16 protein-coding genes and 1 pseudogene are annotated in these 19,340 nt (G+C 74.1%); 1 reads left to right on the forward strand and 16 read right to left on the reverse strand.

The window, feature by feature from the left end:
* Window positions 1–123 precede the first annotated feature (123 nt).
* Together CRP49_RS06885 and CRP49_RS06890 are read right to left on the reverse strand one after the other, a co-directional pair.
* Window positions 124–612 carry a hypothetical protein gene (locus CRP49_RS06885; RefSeq protein ID WP_179851529.1) on the reverse strand — a complete coding sequence of 163 codons (489 nt, stop codon included), beginning with the start codon at window positions 610–612 and terminating at the stop codon, window positions 124–126.
* A 410-nt stretch (window positions 613–1,022) separates the two neighbouring features.
* Window positions 1,023–1,787, reverse strand: a complete 765-nt coding sequence (locus CRP49_RS06890; protein WP_097257231.1) for a 4'-phosphopantetheinyl transferase superfamily protein — start codon at window positions 1,785–1,787, stop codon at window positions 1,023–1,025.
* Between the two features lie 194 nt (window positions 1,788–1,981).
* Here CRP49_RS06890 and CRP49_RS06895 point away from each other — a divergent pair, with 194 nt between their 5' ends.
* Window positions 1,982–2,980, forward strand: coding sequence for a TauD/TfdA family dioxygenase (locus CRP49_RS06895; RefSeq protein WP_179851530.1), 999 nt, complete (start codon window positions 1,982–1,984; stop codon window positions 2,978–2,980).
* A 67-nt stretch (window positions 2,981–3,047) separates the two neighbouring features.
* Here CRP49_RS06895 and CRP49_RS06900 read toward each other — a convergent pair whose 3' ends face one another.
* The 14 genes and pseudogenes from CRP49_RS06900 to CRP49_RS06965 all read right to left on the reverse strand — a co-directional run bounded on the left by CRP49_RS06900 (window position 3,048) and on the right by CRP49_RS06965 (window position 19,339).
* Complete coding sequence (locus CRP49_RS06900) at window positions 3,048–5,609, reverse strand: FtsX-like permease family protein (protein WP_257033320.1); 2,562 nt, start codon at window positions 5,607–5,609, stop codon at window positions 3,048–3,050.
* Window positions 5,609–6,388 (reverse strand): ABC transporter ATP-binding protein, encoded by a 780-nt coding sequence (locus tag CRP49_RS06905; RefSeq protein WP_094215148.1) that lies wholly within the window; start codon window positions 6,386–6,388, stop codon window positions 5,609–5,611. Before CRP49_RS06905 ends, CRP49_RS06900 begins: the two co-directional genes overlap by 1 nt.
* Before the next feature lie 133 nt (window positions 6,389–6,521).
* Window positions 6,522–7,232, reverse strand: coding sequence for a ferric reductase-like transmembrane domain-containing protein (locus CRP49_RS06910; RefSeq protein WP_097252599.1), 711 nt, complete (start codon window positions 7,230–7,232; stop codon window positions 6,522–6,524).
* A gap of 137 nt (window positions 7,233–7,369) precedes the next feature.
* Window positions 7,370–8,188, reverse strand: a complete 819-nt coding sequence (locus CRP49_RS06915; protein WP_101374449.1) for a 4'-phosphopantetheinyl transferase superfamily protein — start codon at window positions 8,186–8,188, stop codon at window positions 7,370–7,372.
* A gap of 30 nt (window positions 8,189–8,218) precedes the next feature.
* Entirely contained in the window at window positions 8,219–9,607 is a 1,389-nt protein-coding gene (locus CRP49_RS06920; protein WP_179851531.1) for an alkaline phosphatase family protein, read from the reverse strand.
* Window positions 9,604–10,761: a metabolite traffic protein EboE gene (gene eboE / locus CRP49_RS06925; RefSeq protein WP_097252601.1), complete on the reverse strand. Its 1,158-nt coding sequence runs from the start codon at window positions 10,759–10,761 to the stop codon at window positions 9,604–9,606. Before eboE ends, CRP49_RS06920 begins: the two co-directional genes overlap by 4 nt.
* Before the next feature lie 9 nt (window positions 10,762–10,770).
* Complete coding sequence (locus tag CRP49_RS06930) at window positions 10,771–11,628, reverse strand: TatD family hydrolase (protein WP_097252602.1); 858 nt, start codon at window positions 11,626–11,628, stop codon at window positions 10,771–10,773.
* A 39-nt stretch (window positions 11,629–11,667) separates the two neighbouring features.
* Window positions 11,668–12,327: an EboA domain-containing protein gene (locus tag CRP49_RS06935; protein WP_097252603.1), complete on the reverse strand. Its 660-nt coding sequence runs from the start codon at window positions 12,325–12,327 to the stop codon at window positions 11,668–11,670.
* Window positions 12,328–12,599: 272 nt separating this feature from the next.
* A pseudogene (locus CRP49_RS06940) lies at window positions 12,600–13,511 on the reverse strand (sugar phosphate isomerase/epimerase family protein); the annotation flags it as partial.
* The gene (locus CRP49_RS06945; RefSeq protein WP_257033321.1) at window positions 13,508–14,875 is read right to left on the reverse strand and encodes an SCO3242 family prenyltransferase; all 1,368 of its coding nucleotides are present in this window, start codon (window positions 14,873–14,875) and stop codon (window positions 13,508–13,510) included. The pseudogene CRP49_RS06940 and the gene CRP49_RS06945, both read right to left, overlap by 4 nt.
* Window positions 14,872–16,071 carry an inositol-3-phosphate synthase gene (locus tag CRP49_RS06950; RefSeq protein ID WP_097252605.1) on the reverse strand — a complete coding sequence of 400 codons (1,200 nt, stop codon included), beginning with the start codon at window positions 16,069–16,071 and terminating at the stop codon, window positions 14,872–14,874. Before CRP49_RS06950 ends, CRP49_RS06945 begins: the two co-directional genes overlap by 4 nt.
* Window positions 16,072–16,113: 42 nt before the next feature.
* Complete coding sequence (locus tag CRP49_RS06955) at window positions 16,114–16,905, reverse strand: Tat pathway signal sequence domain protein (protein ID WP_097252606.1); 792 nt, start codon at window positions 16,903–16,905, stop codon at window positions 16,114–16,116.
* Window positions 16,906–17,042: 137 nt separating this feature from the next.
* Window positions 17,043–18,374: an MFS transporter gene (locus CRP49_RS06960; protein WP_097252607.1), complete on the reverse strand. Its 1,332-nt coding sequence runs from the start codon at window positions 18,372–18,374 to the stop codon at window positions 17,043–17,045.
* Window positions 18,371–19,339: an ornithine carbamoyltransferase gene (locus CRP49_RS06965; RefSeq protein WP_097252608.1), complete on the reverse strand. Its 969-nt coding sequence runs from the start codon at window positions 19,337–19,339 to the stop codon at window positions 18,371–18,373. Before CRP49_RS06965 ends, CRP49_RS06960 begins: the two co-directional genes overlap by 4 nt.
* Window position 19,340: the final 1 nt, after the last annotated feature.

Here is a 19,340-nt window from a genome sequence, read left to right on the forward strand (position 1 = left end):
GGCGTGCCGGTACGGACACCCTGCACGCCGCAGCCCTGGACAGACGGGGCTTGCGGGCCCCGTGCGCGGGCCGGCGAGCGGCACGTGTCGGTACGGACACCATGCTGGGCCGTGCCGGTGTGGTCACCAGGAGCCGCGGGCGCGGGCGTAGGCCTGGCCGGCCGGGGCGATGATCTCCTGGGCCACCGCCCAGGCGTCGGAGACCACGCGTTCGCGCGGCGGGCGCGGGGACTGGGCGACGGCCTGTGCGGTGACCGCCCAGACCGCGGCGACAGCGGCGGTCGCGCGTACGTCCACGGTGGGGCGGGCGGGGCGGACGCCGTTGCCGCAGACCTCCAGGCGCAGCCCGAGCGCGGCCGCCGTCGCGTCGCGCACGGTACGGGCGACACGGGCGTCGGGGTGCGCGAACACCCGGGGCGACAGCGGGTGTTCGTAGGCCTGGCGGACCCAGGTGCTCAGCCGCAGCCGTTCGCGGGCCTCCCAGCCGCCCGGGGCGGAGGGTCCGGGGTCGATGCGGTCGACGGCCTCGGCGAGGGTGTCGAAGTAGGCGATCAGGTCACGGGACGTGAGCGGAGGCGCCGCGGCGGGGGCGGCGACGGTCTGTGCGGTCATGGTGGGCTGCTTCCTTTTCTGGTCGGTGAGTTGCCGCGGGGACGACGCCCGGTGGTAGCTCAGGCGGGCGGGTGCGGGTGCACCGGTCCCCGGGCGGGCGGGGCGATCGTGAGGCGGTCGGACGGGGTGCGTCCTCTCCTGGGTGGAGAGTTGGCGCGGAGGGCCCGGGCGTGGGCTCGGGCGGGCGGGTGCGGATGCACCGGTCCCCGGGCGGGCGGGGCGATCGTGAGGCGGTCGGACGGGGTGCGTCCTCTCCTGGGTGGGGAGTTGGCGCGGAGGGCCCGGGCGTGGGCTCGGGCGGGTGGGTGCGGGTGCACGCGTCCCCAGCCCGCCGGAGGTGCCGTGAGGCGGGCGGACGGGCTGTGTCCTCCCCCGGGTGGGGAGTTGGCGCGGAAGCCCCGGGCGTGGGTTCAGGCGGGTGGGTGCAGGTGTACCGCTCCTCGTGAGGCCGGGCCCGCTGGGCGGGCCAGGGCTACCGCGAGGCGGTCGGAGAGGTGGAGGTCCTGGACGGTCCAGGCGCTGGCCTGGTCGTCGGTGTGGTGGGTGACGCGGACCCGGCCGGTCCGGTCGGGGCGTGTTTCCAGGCGGCCCAGGTCGGTGCCGGCCAGGCCCACGCCGACCGCCTTGACGACGGCCTCCTTGCGGGTCCACACGCGGTGGAACGCGCACTGCCGGGCGGTACCCTCCGGGACGTCGCGCAAGTGGCCGCGCTCGGCCGCGGTGAGCACGGTGTCGGACAGCAGTGCCTCCCGCACCGGCCGCAACGCCTCCGCGTCGACGCCGATGGCGGTGCCCGCGCCGACCGCGAAGACGCCCCAGCCGGCCGTCCGGCTCAGGCTGATCGCGAGCGGTACGGCGGGGCGAAGTACCTGCGGCGGGCCGTGGCCGTCCGAGCCGCAGCCCGGGCAGCGCCGGCGGCCCAGGTCGACGTCGGCGGCGGTGGTGCCGAGGAGTTGACCGAGCGCGCGCCGGGCACCGGCCCGGGTGTGCACGAACTCGGCCGCGTCCCGCTCGGACAGCATGCCGAGCGCACGCCGGAACTCCCCCGTGGCCAGCAGCCGCAGATCGGCCGGGTCGACCCGGCCGGGTGAGCGCCACCACCACACATGGGCCTCGCCCCGGGCGATGAGCCGGTCCACCTCGGGATACACCTTTTCCTCGCCTCCTTGACGCATCAGCACCACTCCCGCGTTTTCTCAGAGACGTCGGACGGACGCCGTCCGGAACTTTTGTCGGACTTCTGCGGGGCCAGGTTCCGCCCGCCCGCTATTGCCGCCCTATACAGCGTTCACGGCCCTTTTCCATAGGGCCGCGATAGGCGCTGCCCGGAAGCTTTTCCGAGCAATGCCGTCGACCTGAGGACAACGCTGTGACGCAGATAGAGATTCTGGCTCCAGCCGCCGAGAGCACGGTGACCGCGCACGAACTCACCGCGGCGGAGAGAAACGGCCTCATCACCGTGGCCGGCCGGCTGACCGGCCCGGCGCACCCGCTCATCGACTCCCCCGACTGGCTGGGCGCGGCCCGCGAGGCGACCTCGCTGCTGCCCCGGCAACTCCTCGGCACCCTGCGCGCGTTCCGGCACGATCCGGGCGCGGACGGGGTGCTGCTGCTGCGCAACCTGCCGGTGACGGCGGGCGATCCGCTGCCGCCGACGCCGGGTGTGCCGAATTCCGTGGAGCGTGTTCCGACGACGGCCGCCTCCGTCATCGTCTCGGTGATGCTGCAACTCGGTGAGGTCATCGCGTTCCGGAACGAGAAGAGCGGTGCCCTGGTGCAGAACGTGGTGCCGGTTCCCGGAAAGGAGGATTCCCAGAGCAACGCCGGTTCCGTGCTGCTGGAACTGCATGTCGAAAACGCCTTCCACGACAACCGTCCGGATTACGTGGGCCTGTTGTGCATGCGCGAGGACCCGACCGGGGACGCCAAGCTGTGCACTTCCTCGATCCGCCGGGCGCTGCCGCTGCTGTCCGAGGCGACGCGGCGGGTGCTGGCCGAGCCGCGGTTCCTGACCGAGCCGCCGCCCTCCTTCGGTTCCCTGGGCGGGGTCCGCTCGGCGCACCCGGTGCTGCAGGGCGACCCGGACGACCCCAACGTCCTGGTGGACTTCGCCGCCACGCACCCGCTGGACGAGCGGGCGAAGGCGGCGATGGCCGAGCTGCGGGAGGCGTTCGTGGAGACCATGGCCGCGCACCGGCTGCGCGTCGGTGACCTGGCCGTGGTCGACAACCGGGTCGCGGTGCACGGCCGTACCTCCTTCACCCCGCGCTACGACGGTGAGGACCGCTGGCTGGAGCGGGTGTACGCCCACCTGGACAACCGGCGCAGCCGGGTGGACCGGCTGGGCGGCGGTGCCGTCCTCAACTGACGGACACCGCAGACCGGTTGAAGGGCCGGCCCCCACGAGGGGCCGGCCCTTCAGGCGTGGTCACCGGTCACTGCCGGGCGCCGATGACGTCCGCGGGACGTCCGGTCAGCGCCAGCCGGCCCGGCACCACGGTGGCCAGCAGGGCCAGCAGCGCGCCGAAGCCGAGGACGGCGAGATAGGTCAGCGGTGCCACGGAGGGCGCCGCCGAGCCGGTCATGCCGATGCTGAACGCGGTGAGCACGGCGTAGGCGATGCCGGTGCCGAGCGCGGCCGCGACGAGGACGACGATGCCGGCCTCGATGCGCAGCATGCCCATCACCTGGCGGCGGGTGGTGCCGACCAGGCGCAGCAGCGCGAACTCGCGGAGCCGGTCGGAGACCGACATGGCGAGCGTGTTGACCACGGCGATCGCGGTGAACGCGATGATCAGGCCCATGGCGACGTAGTTGACCTCGGCGTTGTTCTGCTGCACCTCGGCCTGCAGGTCCTCGACCTGGGCGCGGTCGAGCACCCCGATGCCGGGGAACTGGCCGACGGCCTTCTGCAGTTGCTCGCGGCCCGCCTTGCCGTCACCGCTGGTGCGGACCAGGACGGAGGAGGCGAGCGGGTTGTCGACGTGCCGGGAGACCAGCGCGTGGCTCATGGTGAGGTCGCCGAAGCCGAGGCCGCGGGAGTAGACGGCCGCGACCTTCAGGTGGACGACGGTGCCGTCGCCGAGGGTCACCTTCAGGTCGTCGCCGACCTTCTTGCCGAGGTGGTCGGCGGCGACCTCGCTCATCGCGACACCGCCGTCTCCGAAGCCGTTCAGCGAGCCCTTCCGCACGTCCGGGTCCCAGGTCTCGCGCAGCCCCTGGGTGGACAGGCCCTGCGCCGGGTACTTGTCGAGCCCGATGCGCACGGAGGTCCGTACGACCTCGGTGACGGCCGTGACGCCCGGCGTCTGCCGCAGGGCCGCGGTCGCCCCCTCCGGCACGCCGGGGCCGGCCGAGGCCACCACCCAGTCCGCCTTGTTGCCCTCGCGGGCCTGGGCGGTGGCGGCGTCGCCCATCGTGGTCTGCACGAAGAACACCGTGCAGGCCATGCCGATCAGCAGCGCCAGCGGGGTGATCGCGGAGGCCATCCGCTTGGTGTTGGCCCGGACGTTGGCGGTGGCGAGGTGGCCGGCCACGCGCGAGGCACGCAGCGGGAGGCCGAGCAGGGCCACGGCGACCCGGGCGATGAGCGGGCCGAGCAGCGAGACCGCGACCGCGAGCACCACGACCGACAGGAACGTCACCGGCGTGGACGCGGGCTCGGTGTCCAGCACGCTGAGCACCACGAGCAGGACGATCCCGCCGGCCAGCGTGAGGATCCCGGCCAGCGTCCGGCCCCAGGCGAACCCGGGCCGCTCGACCGCGGACTCGGCGAGCGCCTCGGCGGGGCGGATCCGGGCGGTGCGGCGGGCGGAGATACGGGCCGCGGCCCAGGCGCCCAGCAGGGCCGCGCCGACGGCGGCGAAGAACGGGAAGACGCTGAAGGTCACCTGCAGCGTGTCCGGGATCGCCTTGAAGTCGACGAACTTGCGGTGCAGCCAGTACGCGATGGGCAGCCCCAGCAGCGATCCGGTGAGTCCGGCGAGCAGGCCGACGATCAGCGCCTCACGGCCGATCAGCTGCCGCACCTGCTTCGGGGTGGCCGCGATGGCGCGCAGGAGGGCCAGCTCCCGGTAGCGCTGCTGGATCGACAGCGCGAAGGTGCCGACGACCACGAGGATCGCCACGAGCAGCGAGGTGCCGCCGATGGCGCCGCCCATGGAGACCAGCTTCACCCGGGCCTTGGCCGCGTCCAGGAACTCGACCGGGCCGCGGTCGCCGCCGGTGGCCACCTGGGCGGTGGTGCCGGAGAGCGCCTTGCGCACCTGGTCGGCGAGTTCGCCGGTGGACACGCCCTGCTTGGGCAGCACGCCGATCGCGGACACCTGTCCGTCCCGGCCCGACAGCCGCTTCGCCTCGTCGGCGGAGAAGAACAGCGAGGTCTGCTGCTTGAGGTCGCCGTCGGCGGGGGCCGCGATGCCGGTCACGGTGTAGCTGCGCGGGGCGTCGGTGGACTGCACGGTGAGCTTCGCGCCGGGCTTGAGGCCGGTACGGGCGGCGAGTTCGCGGTCCACGACGACATCACCGGCGGCGCTGGGGGCGCGGCCGGTGACGAGCTTGAACGGGGTGAGGGCGGCGGAGGTCCAGGCGTGCCCGTAGGAGGGCTTGCCGTCGACTCCGGGGACGACCTGTCCCTTGGGGCTCACCGCGTAGGCGGGGAAGGTGACCTCGGGCACGACGGACTGTGCGCCGGGCACGGAACGCAGCTTGTCGACCGTCGCGGCGGGCAGCCACACACGCTCGGCGAGCGGCTTGGCCTTGTGCTTGACCTTGGTCTTGCCCTTCTTGTGCTTGACGGTGGTCTGGTGGACATTCTGGTCGCCGCCGACGACGACCGGCGCGGCGGCGTACCGCTCGGTGCCGATGGTGCCGCGCAGACCGGTCTCCAGGAGGATGCCGCACGCGGTGACCAGGGCGGCGGCGCACATCAGCGCGAGGAACGCGCCGATGAAGCCGCCCTTGCGGGCCTTGAGGGTCTGGAAGGCGTAGCGCAGCATCAGGCCCACGCTCCCAGGTGCGTCATCCGGTCGGCGACGCGCTCGGCGGTCGGGGCGTGCATACGGTCGGCGATGCGGCCGTCGGCGAGGAACAGGACGGTGTCGGCGTAGGAGGCGGCGACCGGGTCGTGGGTGACCATGACGACGGTCTGGCCGGTCTCGTCCACGCAGTTGCGCAGCAGAGAGAGGATCTCCTTGGCGGTGACGGTGTCGAGGGCGCCGGTGGGCTCGTCGCCGAAGATGACGTCGGGGCGGGTGATCAGGGCGCGGGCGATCGCCACGCGCTGCTGCTGGCCGCCGGAGAGTTCGGACGGGCGGTGGGCCGCGCGGCCGCCGAGGCCGACGCGCAGCAGGATGTCCTCCAGCCACTGGCCGTCCAGCCGGGAGCCGGCCAGGCGCAGCGGAAGTTCCACGTTCTGCCGGACGGACAGGGCGGGTACGAGGTTGAACGCCTGGAAGACGAAGCCGATGCGTTCGCGGCGGAGCTTGGTGAGCTGGGTCTCGTTCATGCCGCCCAGCTCGGTGTCGCCGATGTAGGCCCGCCCGGAGGTCGGCTTGTCCAGGCCGGCCGCGCAGTGCAGGAACGTGGACTTGCCGGAGCCCGAGGGCCCCATGACGGCGGTGAAGGAGCCGCGGGCGATGTCCACGGAGACTCCGTCGAGGGCCCGGACACCCCGGCCACCGCGGCCGTAGACCTTGGTGACCTCCTCCAGGCGCAGGGCGTGGCTCCGGGCTCCCGTGCCGCTGCGCGGCTGTGTGTTGGTCCTCTCGGTCCTCATGCGTGACCAGTCCTCTCCATCCATCGTCGTGGGGGTCGGGACGAACGTGGCCGGACGATCTATATCGGGGCTATGGTCGCGGAGGGGAGCGGGAGTTGAGGGGTGAATTTCGGCCGAGCTCCGACCGGGCTCGCTAACGGCGGTGCAGGCGGCGGTGGACGAGGGCTGCCGCCGTCGCCGTGAGGCACAGGGCGTACGCGGCAACCACCCAAGTCGCAGGGGTACGGCCCGCCGTGAGGCCGTGGATCACCGCGGTCACCCAGCCGGCGTACGACGCGCCGTGGAGGATGCGGAACGGGCGGATCCAGCGCCGGGTGGCGAAGACGCCGCGCCAGACGCCGGTGGCCACGGCGAGAAGGAACAGGTAGCAGGCCAGGGTGCCGAGACCGACCAGCGCGTCCCCGCTGCCCCAGCCGAGCGCGGCGGCCGTCGCGGCGACCCGGCCGCCGGCCACCTTCACGCCGATGTGCAGCAGCAGGAAGCCGACGCCGAGCACACCGAAGGCCCGGTGCAGGTGCTGGGCCGCGGTCCGCGCACGGGGCGGCAGCAGACCGCGCAGCGCGGTCGCCAGCCCCAGCATCACCGCCACCGACAGCGCGACCAGCGCCACGACCCCGGCCATCCGGTCGAGAAACCCCCGCAGCGCCCCGCCCACCAGCCCGCCGCCCACGAGCACGCCCCCGGCCAGGACGACCCCGGCGACCATGGCGAGCGGCCGGGGCGGCGGGGTGTGCGGTGGCCCGGTGCGGACCACCGGTGCGACGGACGCGGTCTCATCGCGGACTCCCGCGGGGGACTCGGCTTCGGGGGTCGCCACGGTTCCGTACGTGCTGGGTCGGCTCATGTGTGCTCCCTGGCTGTGGAGGGCTTGTGGCCGGATATGGGGCGGTTCCCGGCCTCCGCCGGGGAGGGCCGGGGGCCGGGAACCGCGTCGCTCGGCGGCCGAGGGGGGATCGGCGCCGAGGGTCTGGGGAATTGCCGTCAGGCCGGGGCGTGGAGGTGCACCGGGCCCAGCGGGGTGGCGGACGAGGGGCGGGCCAGGGAGGCCGACCAGGGACCGTTCAGGTCCAGGTCCTCCACGTGCCAGGTGGTCGTACGGCCTTCGTGGATGTGGGTCACCGTCAGCGGGCCCTGCTGTCCCGGAGCCACGTCCAGGGTGTTCAGGGGCATCCCCAGCAGCCCCAGGCCCACCGCCTTCACCACCGCCTCCTTACGGGTCCAGGCGCGGTGGAAGAGGGACGTACGGGACGGGCCCTCGGGCAGGGACAGGATCCGCTCGGTCTCGTCGGGGGTCAGGACCAGCTGGGCCAGGGCCTCCGACTCCATCGGGCGGTACGCCTCCACGTCCACGCCCACCCAGTCGCCCGCCCGGACCGCCAGCACCCCGCACCCGTCGGTACGGGAGAGGCTGATCGCCAGCGGGACCGGGGGCCGGACCACGGCGGGCGGGCCGTGGTCCGCGTCGCCGCAGCCCGGGCAGATGCGCCGGCCGAAGCGCACGGTGTGGGCCGGTACGCCCAGCAGCCCGGCCACCGCGCGCCGCGCCCCCGCGCGGGTCGTCGTGAACGCCGCAGCGTCCCGTGGCGCGTGGAAGCGCCGCATGCGAGCCCGTTCCTGCTCGTCCAGCAGCACGAAGTCCGCCGGATCGGTCGCCTCGCCCAGCGGCCACCACCACACGTGGACCGCCCCGCTCTCCCGCAGCCGCGCCACCACCGCGCGTGCCGTCTCGGGTACGTACACCTCTCCGACGTCCGCCGCGTGGTCGATGTGCGCGGCGGCCGTGGCCGGTCGCGTGGTCATCCGTCCTCCTCTCTCTCGTCACGGCCGGTCTCAGGCCAGTCCGTTGAGGCGCAGGAGCAGCTCCTTGACCTCGGTGGCGTGGTAGCGGTCCCGTTCCTGGGCCGGGTCCGAGCACAGCAGCAGCGGCCCGTCCCGGTCCTGTGACGGCAGCCGTCCATGGCTGCCCCTGACCAGGCCGGGATCGAGCGGCACCACGGTCAGCGGTGCGCGCATCCCGGCCTTCTTGCGCAGCACGGTCCACGCCGCCTTGGCCTTCACCGCCGGGATCGACGGGTCGAAGAACAGCTCGGCGGGGTCGTAGCCCGGCTTGCGGTGGATCTCGACGCCGCGCGCGAAGTCGGGTGCGCGGTCGTCGTCGAGCCAGTAGTAGTAGGTGAACCAGGCGTCCGGTTCCGACACGAGGACCAGCTCGCCCGCGTTGGGGTGGTCGATGCCGTAGGCCTCCTGCTGGGTGCGGTCCCAGATCTCGTCGACGCCGTCGACCGCCTTCAGCACGTCCCGCACCCGCGGGATGTCGACGGGGTCGGCGACGTACACGTGCGCGGCCTGGTGGTCGGCGACGGCGAACGCCCGGGAGGTGTACGGGTCGAGGTACTCCATGCCGCGCTGGGTGGAGACCTCCAGCAGTCCCGCGCGGCGCAGTGCCCGGTTGATGTCGACGGGCCGGCTCACCGGTGTGATGCCGTACTCGCTGAGCGCCACCACCGTCGTGCCCCGCTCGCGCAGATCCGCGAGCAGCGGGGCGAGCGCGGCGTCCGTCTCCCGCGCCGCGCGGACCGCCTGCGGGCTGTCGGGGCCGTAGCGCTGGAGGTCGTAGTCGAGGTGCGGTACGTAGACGAAGGTCAGGTCGGGGCGGCGGCGGTCGACGACGTAGCGGGCGGCGCCGGCGATCCACCGGGTGGAGGCGATCGACGCCGTCGGACCCCAGTACTGGAACAGCGGGAACTCACCCTGCGCGGCGGTGAGTTCGTCACGCAGTCCGGCGGGCACGGTGTAGCAGTCGGGGGACTTGCGGCCGTCGTAGTGGTAGACCGGCCGCGGGGTGAGGATCGTGTCCACGTCGGCGCCCATCGCCCACCACCAGCACAGGTAGGCGGTGGAGTGGTCCGGGTCGCGGTCGCGGGCCGCCTGCCACACCTTCTCGCCCCGCACCAGGGCGTTGTGCTGGCGCCACATCATGACCTCGCCGTGGTCGCGGTGGTACCAGCCGTTGGCCACCGCCCCGTGCTCGCGCGGCAGCAGCCCGGTGGTCAGGGTGGCCTGCACGGTGGCGGTGACGGCCGGGAACACCGTGTCCAGGCGGGCGGTGAAGCCCTGCTCGCCGACCGCCCTCACATGCGGCATGTGCTCCAGCAGCCGCGGGGTCAGGCCGACCGTGCACAGCACGGCCGTCGACGTCGTCGTACGACCGCGGCTCATGACGTCTCCCGTCGCAGCCCGAGGGCCGTCAACTCGTCGCGCAGCCAGGTCAGTTCGGCGGCCAGGCCGTGGGCGAGGGTCTCGTCGCGGTGGCCGGGGAGCACGGACCAGGTGTACGTCTCGATCTCGATGTGGTCGGTGACCGCCCGCTCCCCCGCGAGCAGGGCCCGCAGGGTCTCGCGCAGCACGGGCCGGGTGCTCGCCAGCGGCGGACGCGGGTCCTCGTGCAGGGGCACGTGGTAGTGGATGCGCCAGGGCCGGTCGCCGGGCAGCGCGCCGGAGAGCGCGGGGCCGAGGTCGTCGGTGCCCAGCAGCCGGCCGCCGGCGGACGGCTCCCGGGTCTGGTGCAGGAAGCGGGGCTCGGCGAAGTCCGCGAGCAGCTCCCGTACGGCCGGGTCGGTCGGGTCGGCGACCTCCAGCGCGGTGGCCGCCTGGAGCTTGACGACCGGGATCCCCGCCTCGCGCAGCAGGCCCAGCGCCTCCATCGGGTCCTCGTGGGCGACCGCGAGGTGGCAGGCGTCCAGGCACACGCCGATCCACTCGGAGTCGGTGCCGGCCAGCGCGTCGACGGCCTGCTCGGTGCGCTCCACGACACAGCCGGGCTCCGGCTCGATACCGACCCGGACAGTACGGCCGGTGTCGGCGGCGATCTGCTTCAGCCCCTCGGCGAGCGCGTCCAGCTGGCGGGCGGCCATGGCGCGCTGGGCGGACGTCCACACGGTGCGCCAGGCCAGCGGCAGGGTGGAGATGGACCCGCGGGCCCCCTCCGGCAGCAGCCCGGCCAGCACCCTCGCGAGGTCCAGCGTGTACTCCAGGCGGGCCGGTTCCGACCAGTCCGGGTAGTACACGGCCCGTTTGACGACCCGGGCGTGGAAGCCGCGGTAGGGGAAGCCGTTGAGGGTGACCGTCTCCAGGCCGCGCGCGGTCAGCTCGCGGCGCAGCCGGGCCACGGCCGCCGGGTCGGCGGCGAGCCGGCCCGCGGTCTCGGCGGGCAGCCACAGGCCGACGCCGATCCGCTCGGCGCCGGCCGCGACCCGCACCGGCTCGGCGTAGGCGGCGAGCTGGCCGATGATGCCGTCGAGGGTCTCGGCGGGGTGCACATTGGTGCAGTACGCCAGATGGACGGTGCTGCCGTCGGGGTGTCGCACTCGCATGACTGCTCCTCAGCTCCCGCCGCGGGCGATGGAGTTGCCCGCGAACAGGCCCGCGGCCTGGGTGTCGTTGTAGCCGTCGAGGTCGAGCCGGCCGGACTGGCCGTAGAACGCGACCGGGTTGCGCCACAGCACGCGGTCCACGTCGTCCTCGTCGAACCCGGCGGCGAGCATGGCCTCGGCGGTGGCCCGGGTCAGCAGCGGGTCGCTGTGGCCCCAGTCGGCGGCCGAGTTGACCAGCATGCGCTCGGTGCCGTGACGCCGGAGGATGGCGACCATGCGCTCGGGGGTCATCTTGGTGTCGGGGTAGATGGAGAAGCCCATCCAGCAGCCGGTGCCGGCCACCTCGTCGACGGTGACCTCGTTGAGGTGGTCCAGGACCACGTACGCCGGGTCGATGCCGGACTCCCGGATCACGTCCAGGGAGCGCTGGGTGCCGCCGGCCTTGTCGCGGTGCGGGGTGTGGACCAGGGCGGGCAGCCCGAACTCCACGGCGAGGGCGAGCTGCGCGGCGAAGGCGTGGTCCTCGGCGTCGGTGACGGTGTCGTAGCCGATCTCGCCGACCGCCACGACGCCGTCCTTGGCGAGGTAGCGGGGCAGTTCGTCGAGGACGGGGGTGCAGCGCGGGTCGTTCGCCTCCTTGGGGTTGAGGCCGATGGTGCAGTGGTGGCGGATGCCGAACTGGGCGGCGCGGTACGGCTCCCAGCCGAGCAGGGAGTCGAAGTAGTCGGTGAAGCTGGCCGGGGAGGTGCGCGGCTGGCCGAGCCAGAACGCGGGCTCGACCAGGGCGCGGACGCCCGCGGCGTGCATCGCCTTGTAGTCGTCCGTCGTACGGGACGTCATGTGGATGTGTGGATCGAAGATGCGCATGGCCGGGGCTTTCCGCTCGGGAGTGGGTTGCGGGTTCGGTCAGTGATCGGGGGTGGCGATGAGCCACAGGTCGGCGGGTACGGTGCGGGACGCCGCGCGGCGTTCGGCGGCGAAGCCCAGGGCCATGCGGGCGAGTTCGGCGTCGCGGCGGTCGCGCAGGCCGGCGACCGTGCGCAGGGGGATGCCGGTGAACAGGCACTTTAGGACGGCCTGGCGCCAGCGGTACTGGTCGAGGTGGGTACGGGCGTAGGGGCCGAGGGCGGCTGCGATCAGGCGGGTGTCGTTGGTGCGGAGGGCGTCGTCGGTGAGGGGGAGGCCTGCCGCGCCGATCGGGAGGAACGGGAGGGCGCGGAGCACTCCGCGGCGCTCGGCGGCGTCGCCTCCCCAGTAGCGGGCGGCGGTCTCTTCGGCCAGCTCTGCCCCCTGGAGGGGGAGTCTGGTGAGGAGGAGGGTGCGGATGCCGTCCTCCACGTGCCAGTCGGCCCAGCCGGGGAGGGGGCCTCGGCCGTAGTGGCGGCCGGCTGCGGGGAAGCGGGGGTTGAGGGCCGGGGGGCCCTGTTCGGCTGTCGCCGCGGTGTCTTCGGCGAGGCGTTGGCGCTGTTGCTCTGTCAGGACGGAGAGGAGGGATTCCTTCAGGGTGCGCAGGGTCAGGGCGTCGTGGACGGTGGCGGCGGCGGGGGCGAGGGTGGGCGCGGTCATATTGGGGCGACCTCCTTCGGGGCGAGTGCGGGTGGTGTGTGGGCGGGCATCCGGCCTTCGGCCGGATCTGTGTTCCCACCCGCACCACCCGTGCGGCTTTCGTTGTCGGGTGCGGGTGGCCCCTGTGGGGCGGGAGCGCCGCCGGCGGGTGCGGAGAGTGGGTGGAGCGTGCGGCTTTCGCCGTCGCGTGCGGGTCGCCCCTGAGGGGCGGAAGCGCCGTCGGTCGGTGCGGGGAGTGGGTGGGGCGTGCGAGAGCCGTGGTGGGGTGCGAGTGGCCCCTGTGGGGCGGGAGCGCCGTTGGGGGGTGCGGGGGTGCCCCTGGTGGGCTGTGGGCGCGTGGTTGCCGTGTGGTGCAGGAACTCGATGCTCTGGCGGGCCGTCGGCGCGGCCGCGTGGCTGTGGCGGGGTAGTTCCACCGAGACCAGGCCCTTGTAGTGGGCGGCGCGCAGGGCTTCCAGGATCGGCGGGAAGTCGATCTCTCCCTCGCCGAAGGGCAGGTGCTCGTGCACCCCGCGGCGCATGTCCTCGATCTGCACGTGGGCCAGTCGGTCGGCGGCCAGCTCCACGCAGCGTGTCTCCGGCCATGGCTCCAGGCAGCGGCAGTGCCCTATGTCGAGGGTGAGCCGGAACCGCTCGTGGCCGCCCAGGGCGCGCAGCAGGCGGCGGTACCCGGCGAGGTCCTCGACGAGCATGCCGGGCTCCGGCTCGAAGGCCAGGTCGACACCGGCCCGCTCGGCCTCGGCGAGCGCCTCCGCACAGCCCTCCTCCAGCCGCTGCCAGGCCTGCTCCCGGGTGGTGCCGGGGTCGGGGGTGCCGCTCCAGAAGTGCACGGCCTCCGCCTCGAGTTCGGCGCCGACACGGATGGCCCGGCGCAGCAGCTCCAGGCGCGCGGCGCGTCCTTCGGGTTCGGTGCTGAGCAGGGTGGGGCGGTGTTTGCGCAGCGGGTCGAGCAGATAGCGCGCGCCTGTCTCCACGACGACGGCGAGTCCGGCGCGGCGCAGGTCCCGGCCGACGCGGCGGACCCGGGGGGCGAGGCGGGGGGCGTAGGGGTCGAGGTGCTGGTGGTCGAGGGTCAGGGCCACACCGTCGTAGCCGAGCCCGGCGAGGACGGAGAGGGCGTCGGAGAGCCGGTGGTCGGCGAAGCCGTTGGTGCCGTAACCGAAGCGAAGGCCTCCGGCGGTCATGTCGGGGACACCTTCCTGGCGAGTCGGGCCGCCTGCGGCAGGCCGGCGGCGAGGACCACGGCGAGCCTCGGGGCTCCGGCCCGCGCGACCAGGGCCGCCTGGAGGGGCAGCAGCGCGTGGATTCCGGCGCCGACCGCGGCCCGGATGCGTGCGGGGTCCGTCGAGTTGCGGAGGGCGGCCCATTGGGGGCGGGCGCAGGTCGTGGCGTAGAGGGCGGAGGCGAGGAGGGGGACGGCGAGGTCGGGGGTCAACAGGTTTCGGAGAAAGGCGAGTTGGTCGGCGCCGACGGTTGCGGCCACACCGCTCGTGCCCAGCGCGGTCACCGCCGTGACCGCCAATGACACCAGCGGCTCGTACCCCGCCTCGCCGTTCACCTCGTAGTGGCTGAGACGTGTCACCGCCCAGGTGTGCAGGCCGACCGTGGTCGCGGCGCGCAGTGCGGGGGCGGCCGGGGCGGGGCCCGTGCCGTGGAGTACGTCGAGGGAGCGGGCCGCCGCCATGGCGAGGGGGCCGAGCGGGGTCCGCTTCAGGCCGAGGTCGTACGCCCAGACCGTGGCCGCGAGGGGCAGGGTGCGGTGCAGCAGGACCCGTCGCCCGCCGGCCAGCGCACCCAGGCCGAGGCCCGCCGCGGTGAGGCCCGCGGCGATGCCGAGCGCGGTCCCGGCGCCGATCCTGCCCGAGGGCACGGGCCGCTCCGGGCGCTCCGCCGCGTCCTCCTCCCGGTCCGCCCAGTCGTTGAGCGCCATGCCGGCCCAGTACAGGCTGACGGAGGACGCCGCCAGCAGCAGCGTCCGCCCACCGGCGGGACGCCCCACGGCCAGCGCCCCGGCGAGCACGTCACCGGGCACGGTCAGCGCGGCGGGTGCCCGCACCAACTCGGCGACGTCACGGGCGCGTTGGCGCAGGGCGACGGAGCGGGGGCGGTATCCGGTGTCGTACGGCCGGCCCCGGCGAGGGCCGGCTGCGGCGGAGGCACCGGCATCGGCACTGGCATCGGCTCCGACTGCAGCTCCGGTGGGCGCGTCGACGCCGCTACGTTCGGGGGCAGACGCACCCGCACTGCCGCGGGTCGCACGGAACGCGCTCCCCGCCGCCCGCGCCGCCTCCCTGGCCGCCCGGGCCAGGTCGGCGAGCGGCCCGCGGGACCTGGGGGCCCGGGGCGAGGAGGCGGAGGTGGCCGTCGTGCGGGGCGATGCGGCGGCGGAGCCGGTCGGGCGCGCAGGGCGGGCCACCGTCACGGTGCTCGCGACGGCCCGCCCGAGGGCGGCCACCGTCACCGCGGTCACCACAGTCCGGCCCAGGCCGGCCGTCCTGACCCCGTCGGCAGCGACCCGCACCCAGCCGGACGCCCGCCCCCCGCTCACCGCGCCCCCTCGGGCAACCGCGTGCGCTCACCGGCACCAGCCCAGGCAACGAGGTCGCCGTACTGGAGTGTCAGGTTGTGCTCCGTCGAGGCCACCGGGTCCTTGAAGAAGAAGCCGAGGGCGGGCAGGGCGCCGGACTCGCCGCGGCGGTGGGCCAGGGCCGCGAGGCGGACGAGGTCCAGGATCAGGGGCGCGGCGAGGGCCGAGTCGCAGCCCTGCCAGGTGAACTGGAGGGACATGCGGACGCCGAGGAAGCCCTCGAAGGAGATGTGGTCCCAGGCCGTCTTCCACTCGCCCATCTCGGGCACGTTGTCGATGTGCACCTGGCCCTCGACCGCGTGCCCCACGGTCTCCTCCAGGGCCCGCTGCTTGGACTCGGTCTTGCTGCGCGCGGCCGCCGGGTCGGCGAGGGTCGCCCCGTCGCCGCCGCCGAGCAGGTTGGTGCCGGACCAGGACCGCACCCGCAGCGCGCGCTGCGCGAACATCGGGGCGAGGGCGCTCTTGACCAGCGTCTCGCCGGTCTTGCCGTCCCGCCCCGCGTGCGGCACCCCGCGCAGCCGGGCCAGCTCCTCCAGGGCGGGCAGCGCGGCACCGGCGGACGGGGTGAAGTTGACGTAGGCGCAGCCGGCGTGGAAGGCGGCGTACGCGTAGAGGGAGCTGGGCGGAAGGAGAGTGGTGCTGGTCGCCAGTGCCTTGTCGAGGTCGGCCAGGTCGAGGAAGGCCGGGTCGGGGTCGGGCAGGGCCTCGGTGGAGGAGACGTTCACGACCACCACCTGCTCCAGGCCGTGGCGGGTGCGGAAGTCCGTGATGTCGGCGGCGAGCCGGCGGGCGGTCGTGTACTGGGGTTCGCCCTCGCGCGGGGAGCCGTCGCGGATCTCCCGGTCGGCTGCTTCCAGGGCGGGCCGTACGGCGGCGACGACGCGGGCGGGCAGCACGCCCGCGTCGGCCAGGAGGCCGGCCCTCGCCGGCAGCGGCACGTCGACGATGTCGTGGCCGCCGAACACGAGGTCGGCGAGGGCCGGCAGGGATGCGCCACGGAAGACGGGGGACTCGGTGACGCATCCGGTCGGGGAGGCCAAGTCAGCGGCGATCGCGGCCGTGCCGGCGACCACGGTGGTCGCGACCGAGCCACGGGCGCCGACCAGCCAGACGCCGACGCGGGGGGAGGTTCCGGGGGAGCGGTCAGTGTCCTGCATGGTGAGCTTGCCTCCTGCTGGTGGTGCCGTACGGAACGAGGGCTACTTGCCGAGGTCGGCCGGGAACGGGGAGATGTCGAAGGCCGCGTCCAGCTCGTCGCGGTCGCGGCGCAGCCACTTGTTGGTGATGTGGCGGACCGTGTGCTTCGGCAGGTGCGGGTTGTCGTCGTGGTCCGTGATCGGCTGGGCCAGCGACTGCAGCTCCCAGGCGGCGCCCGCGAGCCGGTTGACGTGGGTCCACCAGCGGGGCTCGATGCCGAGCAGCACGAAGCCGGCGAGGAACGGGTGCCAGCGGTGGTAGGCGTGCGTGGGCTCCGGCGGCGTGTAGTTCATCATGTGCACCTTCTGGCCGACCGGGCGGCGCGGGTCGAACAGCGTGCCCTGGCCGAACTCCTGGAAGGCGAAGACGAGTCCGCGCGGGTCACGGCCGTAGAACTGGTCGTAGACCGCGATCTGGTTGCGCGAGAGGACCTCGAAGGCGTCCTTGTTGGGCTGGATCAGCTCCAGGAAGCTGCGCGGGTAACGGCCGCTCTTGCGGGTGGCCAGCCAGGCGTCGTAGGTCTTGGTGAAGCCGCCGAACGGGGTGGTGATGGCGGCGACGGCGTCCTTCATCTCCTGCGAGGGGGTGTAGTACGACATTTCGTCGTACTGGTACCAGAACTCGTTGGCCCAGCGGTCGCCGACCATGCCCGGCACGTCCGGCAGGGACGGGTGGCAGCGCTGGGGACTGGCCGAGGCCGGCGCCGCGCCGATCAGCGTCGCGGCGGCGGCCGCGCCCGCCACGCCGAGGGCGGCCCGCAGCGCGCCCCTCCGGTCCAGGGTGTTGAGCGACATGGGTTCTCCTTACGAGGGGCGGATCACGAAGTGCGGTGACGAGGGGCGAAGCGTTTCCGTCGGCGAGGGCCGAAGCGTTTCCTTGCTACGACTTTCGGGGTCCGCCCTATCGGCGGCCTATACCGGGAAGCCGCAGGTCAAGACGGGCTTTCGGACTCGGGGTAGGGGGCCTTGCGCAGCCCCGGGGAGAGCAGGGCGCCAACGGCCGTGAGGGCCATGACCGCGCTGAGCGCGAGCACCGAGCGGACCGGGCCGGTGGCCTCCAGCAGGAAGCCGGCGGCGACCGGTCCTGCCGCCATGGCGCCCGAACCGACCAGGTTGGCCAGGGAGTTGGCGCGGCCGCGCAGGTGGTCGGGGGCGGCCCGCACCAGCAGGACACCGCCCGCCACGTTGAAGACGCCGCCGACATAGCCGCTGGCCGCGAACAGCGCGCCGAGCAGTACGGGCATGTGCAGGGCGGCGGCGACGGGGGCCATGAGCGCGGTCCAGGCGAGCAGTCCGCCGAGGACGAGGGTGCGCAGCCGCAGCCGGTGCTGCCACCAGCTGCCGGTGAGGGCGCCGACCAGTCCCCCGGCGCCGCTCAGCGAGAGCACCAGGCCCACCTCGAACTGGGTGCCGTGGTGGTCCTGGATGCCGGTCATCACGGCCAGGTTGAGGCCCTGGAACAGGACGTTGGTGACGGCGACCGCGGTCATCACCGCGCGCAGGAAGGGCTGCCGCCACATCCACACCAGGCCCTCGCGGATCTCGGTCCCGATCCGTGCCGGCGGCGCGGCCCGCTGCTGCTGGAGCCGCCCCCGGACACCGAACAGGCAGAGCACCGAGGCGAGTTGGGCGACGGCGGCGGCCGCGTAGGGAAGGGACGCGCCCAGTCCGACCAGTCCGCTGCCCAGTGGCTGTCCGGCGATGGCCGCCCCGCGGGTGCGGGCCTCGTTGCCGGTCAGCGCGGCCGGCAGCTGTTCGGCGGGGACCACGCTCGGTACGGCGGCCCGCTCGGCGAGCTGGTGCAGCACCCCGAGCGTCCCCTCGGCGAACGCGGCGACGAGCAGCGCCCACAGCCAGGTCCGCCCGCTGAGCAGCAGCGCCATGACCAGCCCGGCGACGAGGGCCTGTCCGAGCCCGGCGGCCACCATGACCCGCCGCCGGTCCCAGCGGTCCACGAGGGCGCCGCCCGGCAGCTGCATCACCAGCTGCGGCAGCAGCAGGGCGGTGCCGACGAGCCCGGCGTCGCCCGGCGACCCGGTCGCCCACAGCACGGTCAGCGGATAGGCCACGGCGGTGGCCCGCCCGGCCAGCAGCGAGAGCCCGGCCCCGCCCCACAGGAGACGGAAGTCCCGGTTGTGGCGCAGGGGTTGGACAGCAGGGTCGGCCACCGTCACGGCACCCGCCCCCTCGCCCTTGCCCTCCTCCGCCATGAGCCACGGCACCTCCGCCGGATCCGCCGCCGCCCGGCGTGTCGTACCGCTCATCGGACGGCCAGCGGAACCGGCGCCGGGGCGTGGACGTGTTCCAGGACCGCCATGGCGCTGTGCATCTTGTTGGTGGCCTGGGCGAAGGCGATGCTCATCGGGCCGTCCAGGACCTCGGCGGTGACCTCCTCGCCGCGGTGCGCGGGCAGGTCGTGCATGAAGACGGCGCGCGGGCTGGTCCGCCACAGGTCCTGGGTGACCTGGAACGGGGCGAAGATCTCCCGCCAGTTCGCGTCCGGTTTGCTGGTGCCGGTGGTCTGCCAGCGGGTGGTGTAGACGACGTCGTACGACCCCTCCAGCGCCGCCATGTCGTGCCGCTCGGTGATCCGGGCGCCGGTGCGGGCCGCGTTGGCCCGGGCCCGGTCCAGGACCGAGGCGGTGAGGCCGTAGCCGGGCGGGGTCCGCAGCTCGAAGTCGACGGCCGGGTAGCGGGTGAGCGCGAGGGCGAGGGCGGCCGCGGTGTTGTTGCCCTCGCCGACGTACAGGACGCGCAGGCCCTCGATGCGGCCGAAGTGCCGCAGCAGCGTGGTCAGGTCGGTGAGTGCCTGGGTGGGGTGCTCCTCGGCGCTCATCGCGTTGACCACGGCCATCCGGTGCTGGCTCGCCCAGCCGCGCAGCTCGGCCTCCGGTCCCGCGGTGCGGGCGACCAGCACGTCGAGCATGCCGGAGAGCACCCGGCCGGTGTCCTCGGTGCTCTCTCCGGTGTTGAGCTGCAGGTCGCCGGGGCCGTAGGCGATGAGGGAGGCGCCGAGCCGCAGCGCGCCCGAGGAGAAGGCGGTCCGGGTGCGGGTGGAGGTCTTGGCGAAGTAGATGCCCGCGACCAGCCCCGCCAGCGGCCGGACCGGGCCCGCGAGCCCGGCGGAGAACTCCGCGCCGCGCTCCACGACGTGGTGCAGGTCCAGGTCGGTGAGGTCGTCGATGGAGACGAGATGGCGCACGCGGCGCCCGTCCGTACGGACGTCCATG

Source organism: Streptomyces sp. Ag109_G2-15 (assembly GCF_900215565.1).
GTDB classification, from domain to species: domain Bacteria; phylum Actinomycetota; class Actinomycetes; order Streptomycetales; family Streptomycetaceae; genus Streptomyces; species Streptomyces diastatochromogenes.

Excerpts from the sequence above, each read along its gene's own strand:
- CRP49_RS06885 (WP_179851529.1), bottom strand. The coding sequence starts at position 612 with ATGACCGCACAGACCGTCGCCGCCCCCGCCGCGGCGCCTCCGCTCACG.
- CRP49_RS06890 (WP_097257231.1), bottom strand. The coding sequence starts at position 1,787 with ATGCGTCAAGGAGGCGAGGAAAAGGTGTATCCCGAGGTGGACCGGCTC.
- CRP49_RS06900 (WP_257033320.1), bottom strand. The coding sequence starts at position 5,609 with ATGCTGCGCTACGCCTTCCAGACCCTCAAGGCCCGCAAGGGCGGCTTC.
- CRP49_RS06905 (WP_094215148.1), bottom strand. The coding sequence starts at position 6,388 with ATGAGGACCGAGAGGACCAACACACAGCCGCGCAGCGGCACGGGAGCC.
- CRP49_RS06910 (WP_097252599.1), bottom strand. The coding sequence starts at position 7,232 with ATGAGCCGACCCAGCACGTACGGAACCGTGGCGACCCCCGAAGCCGAG.
- CRP49_RS06915 (WP_101374449.1), bottom strand. The coding sequence starts at position 8,188 with ATGACCACGCGACCGGCCACGGCCGCCGCGCACATCGACCACGCGGCG.
- CRP49_RS06920 (WP_179851531.1), bottom strand. The coding sequence starts at position 9,607 with ATGAGCCGCGGTCGTACGACGACGTCGACGGCCGTGCTGTGCACGGTC.
- eboE (WP_097252601.1), bottom strand. The coding sequence starts at position 10,761 with ATGCGAGTGCGACACCCCGACGGCAGCACCGTCCATCTGGCGTACTGC.
- CRP49_RS06930 (WP_097252602.1), bottom strand. The coding sequence starts at position 11,628 with ATGCGCATCTTCGATCCACACATCCACATGACGTCCCGTACGACGGAC.
- CRP49_RS06935 (WP_097252603.1), bottom strand. The coding sequence starts at position 12,327 with ATGACCGCGCCCACCCTCGCCCCCGCCGCCGCCACCGTCCACGACGCC.
- CRP49_RS06950 (WP_097252605.1), bottom strand. The coding sequence starts at position 16,071 with ATGCAGGACACTGACCGCTCCCCCGGAACCTCCCCCCGCGTCGGCGTC.
- CRP49_RS06955 (WP_097252606.1), bottom strand. The coding sequence starts at position 16,905 with ATGTCGCTCAACACCCTGGACCGGAGGGGCGCGCTGCGGGCCGCCCTC.
- CRP49_RS06960 (WP_097252607.1), bottom strand. The coding sequence starts at position 18,374 with ATGAGCGGTACGACACGCCGGGCGGCGGCGGATCCGGCGGAGGTGCCG.
- CRP49_RS06965 (WP_097252608.1), bottom strand. The coding sequence starts at position 19,339 with ATGGACGTCCGTACGGACGGGCGCCGCGTGCGCCATCTCGTCTCCATC.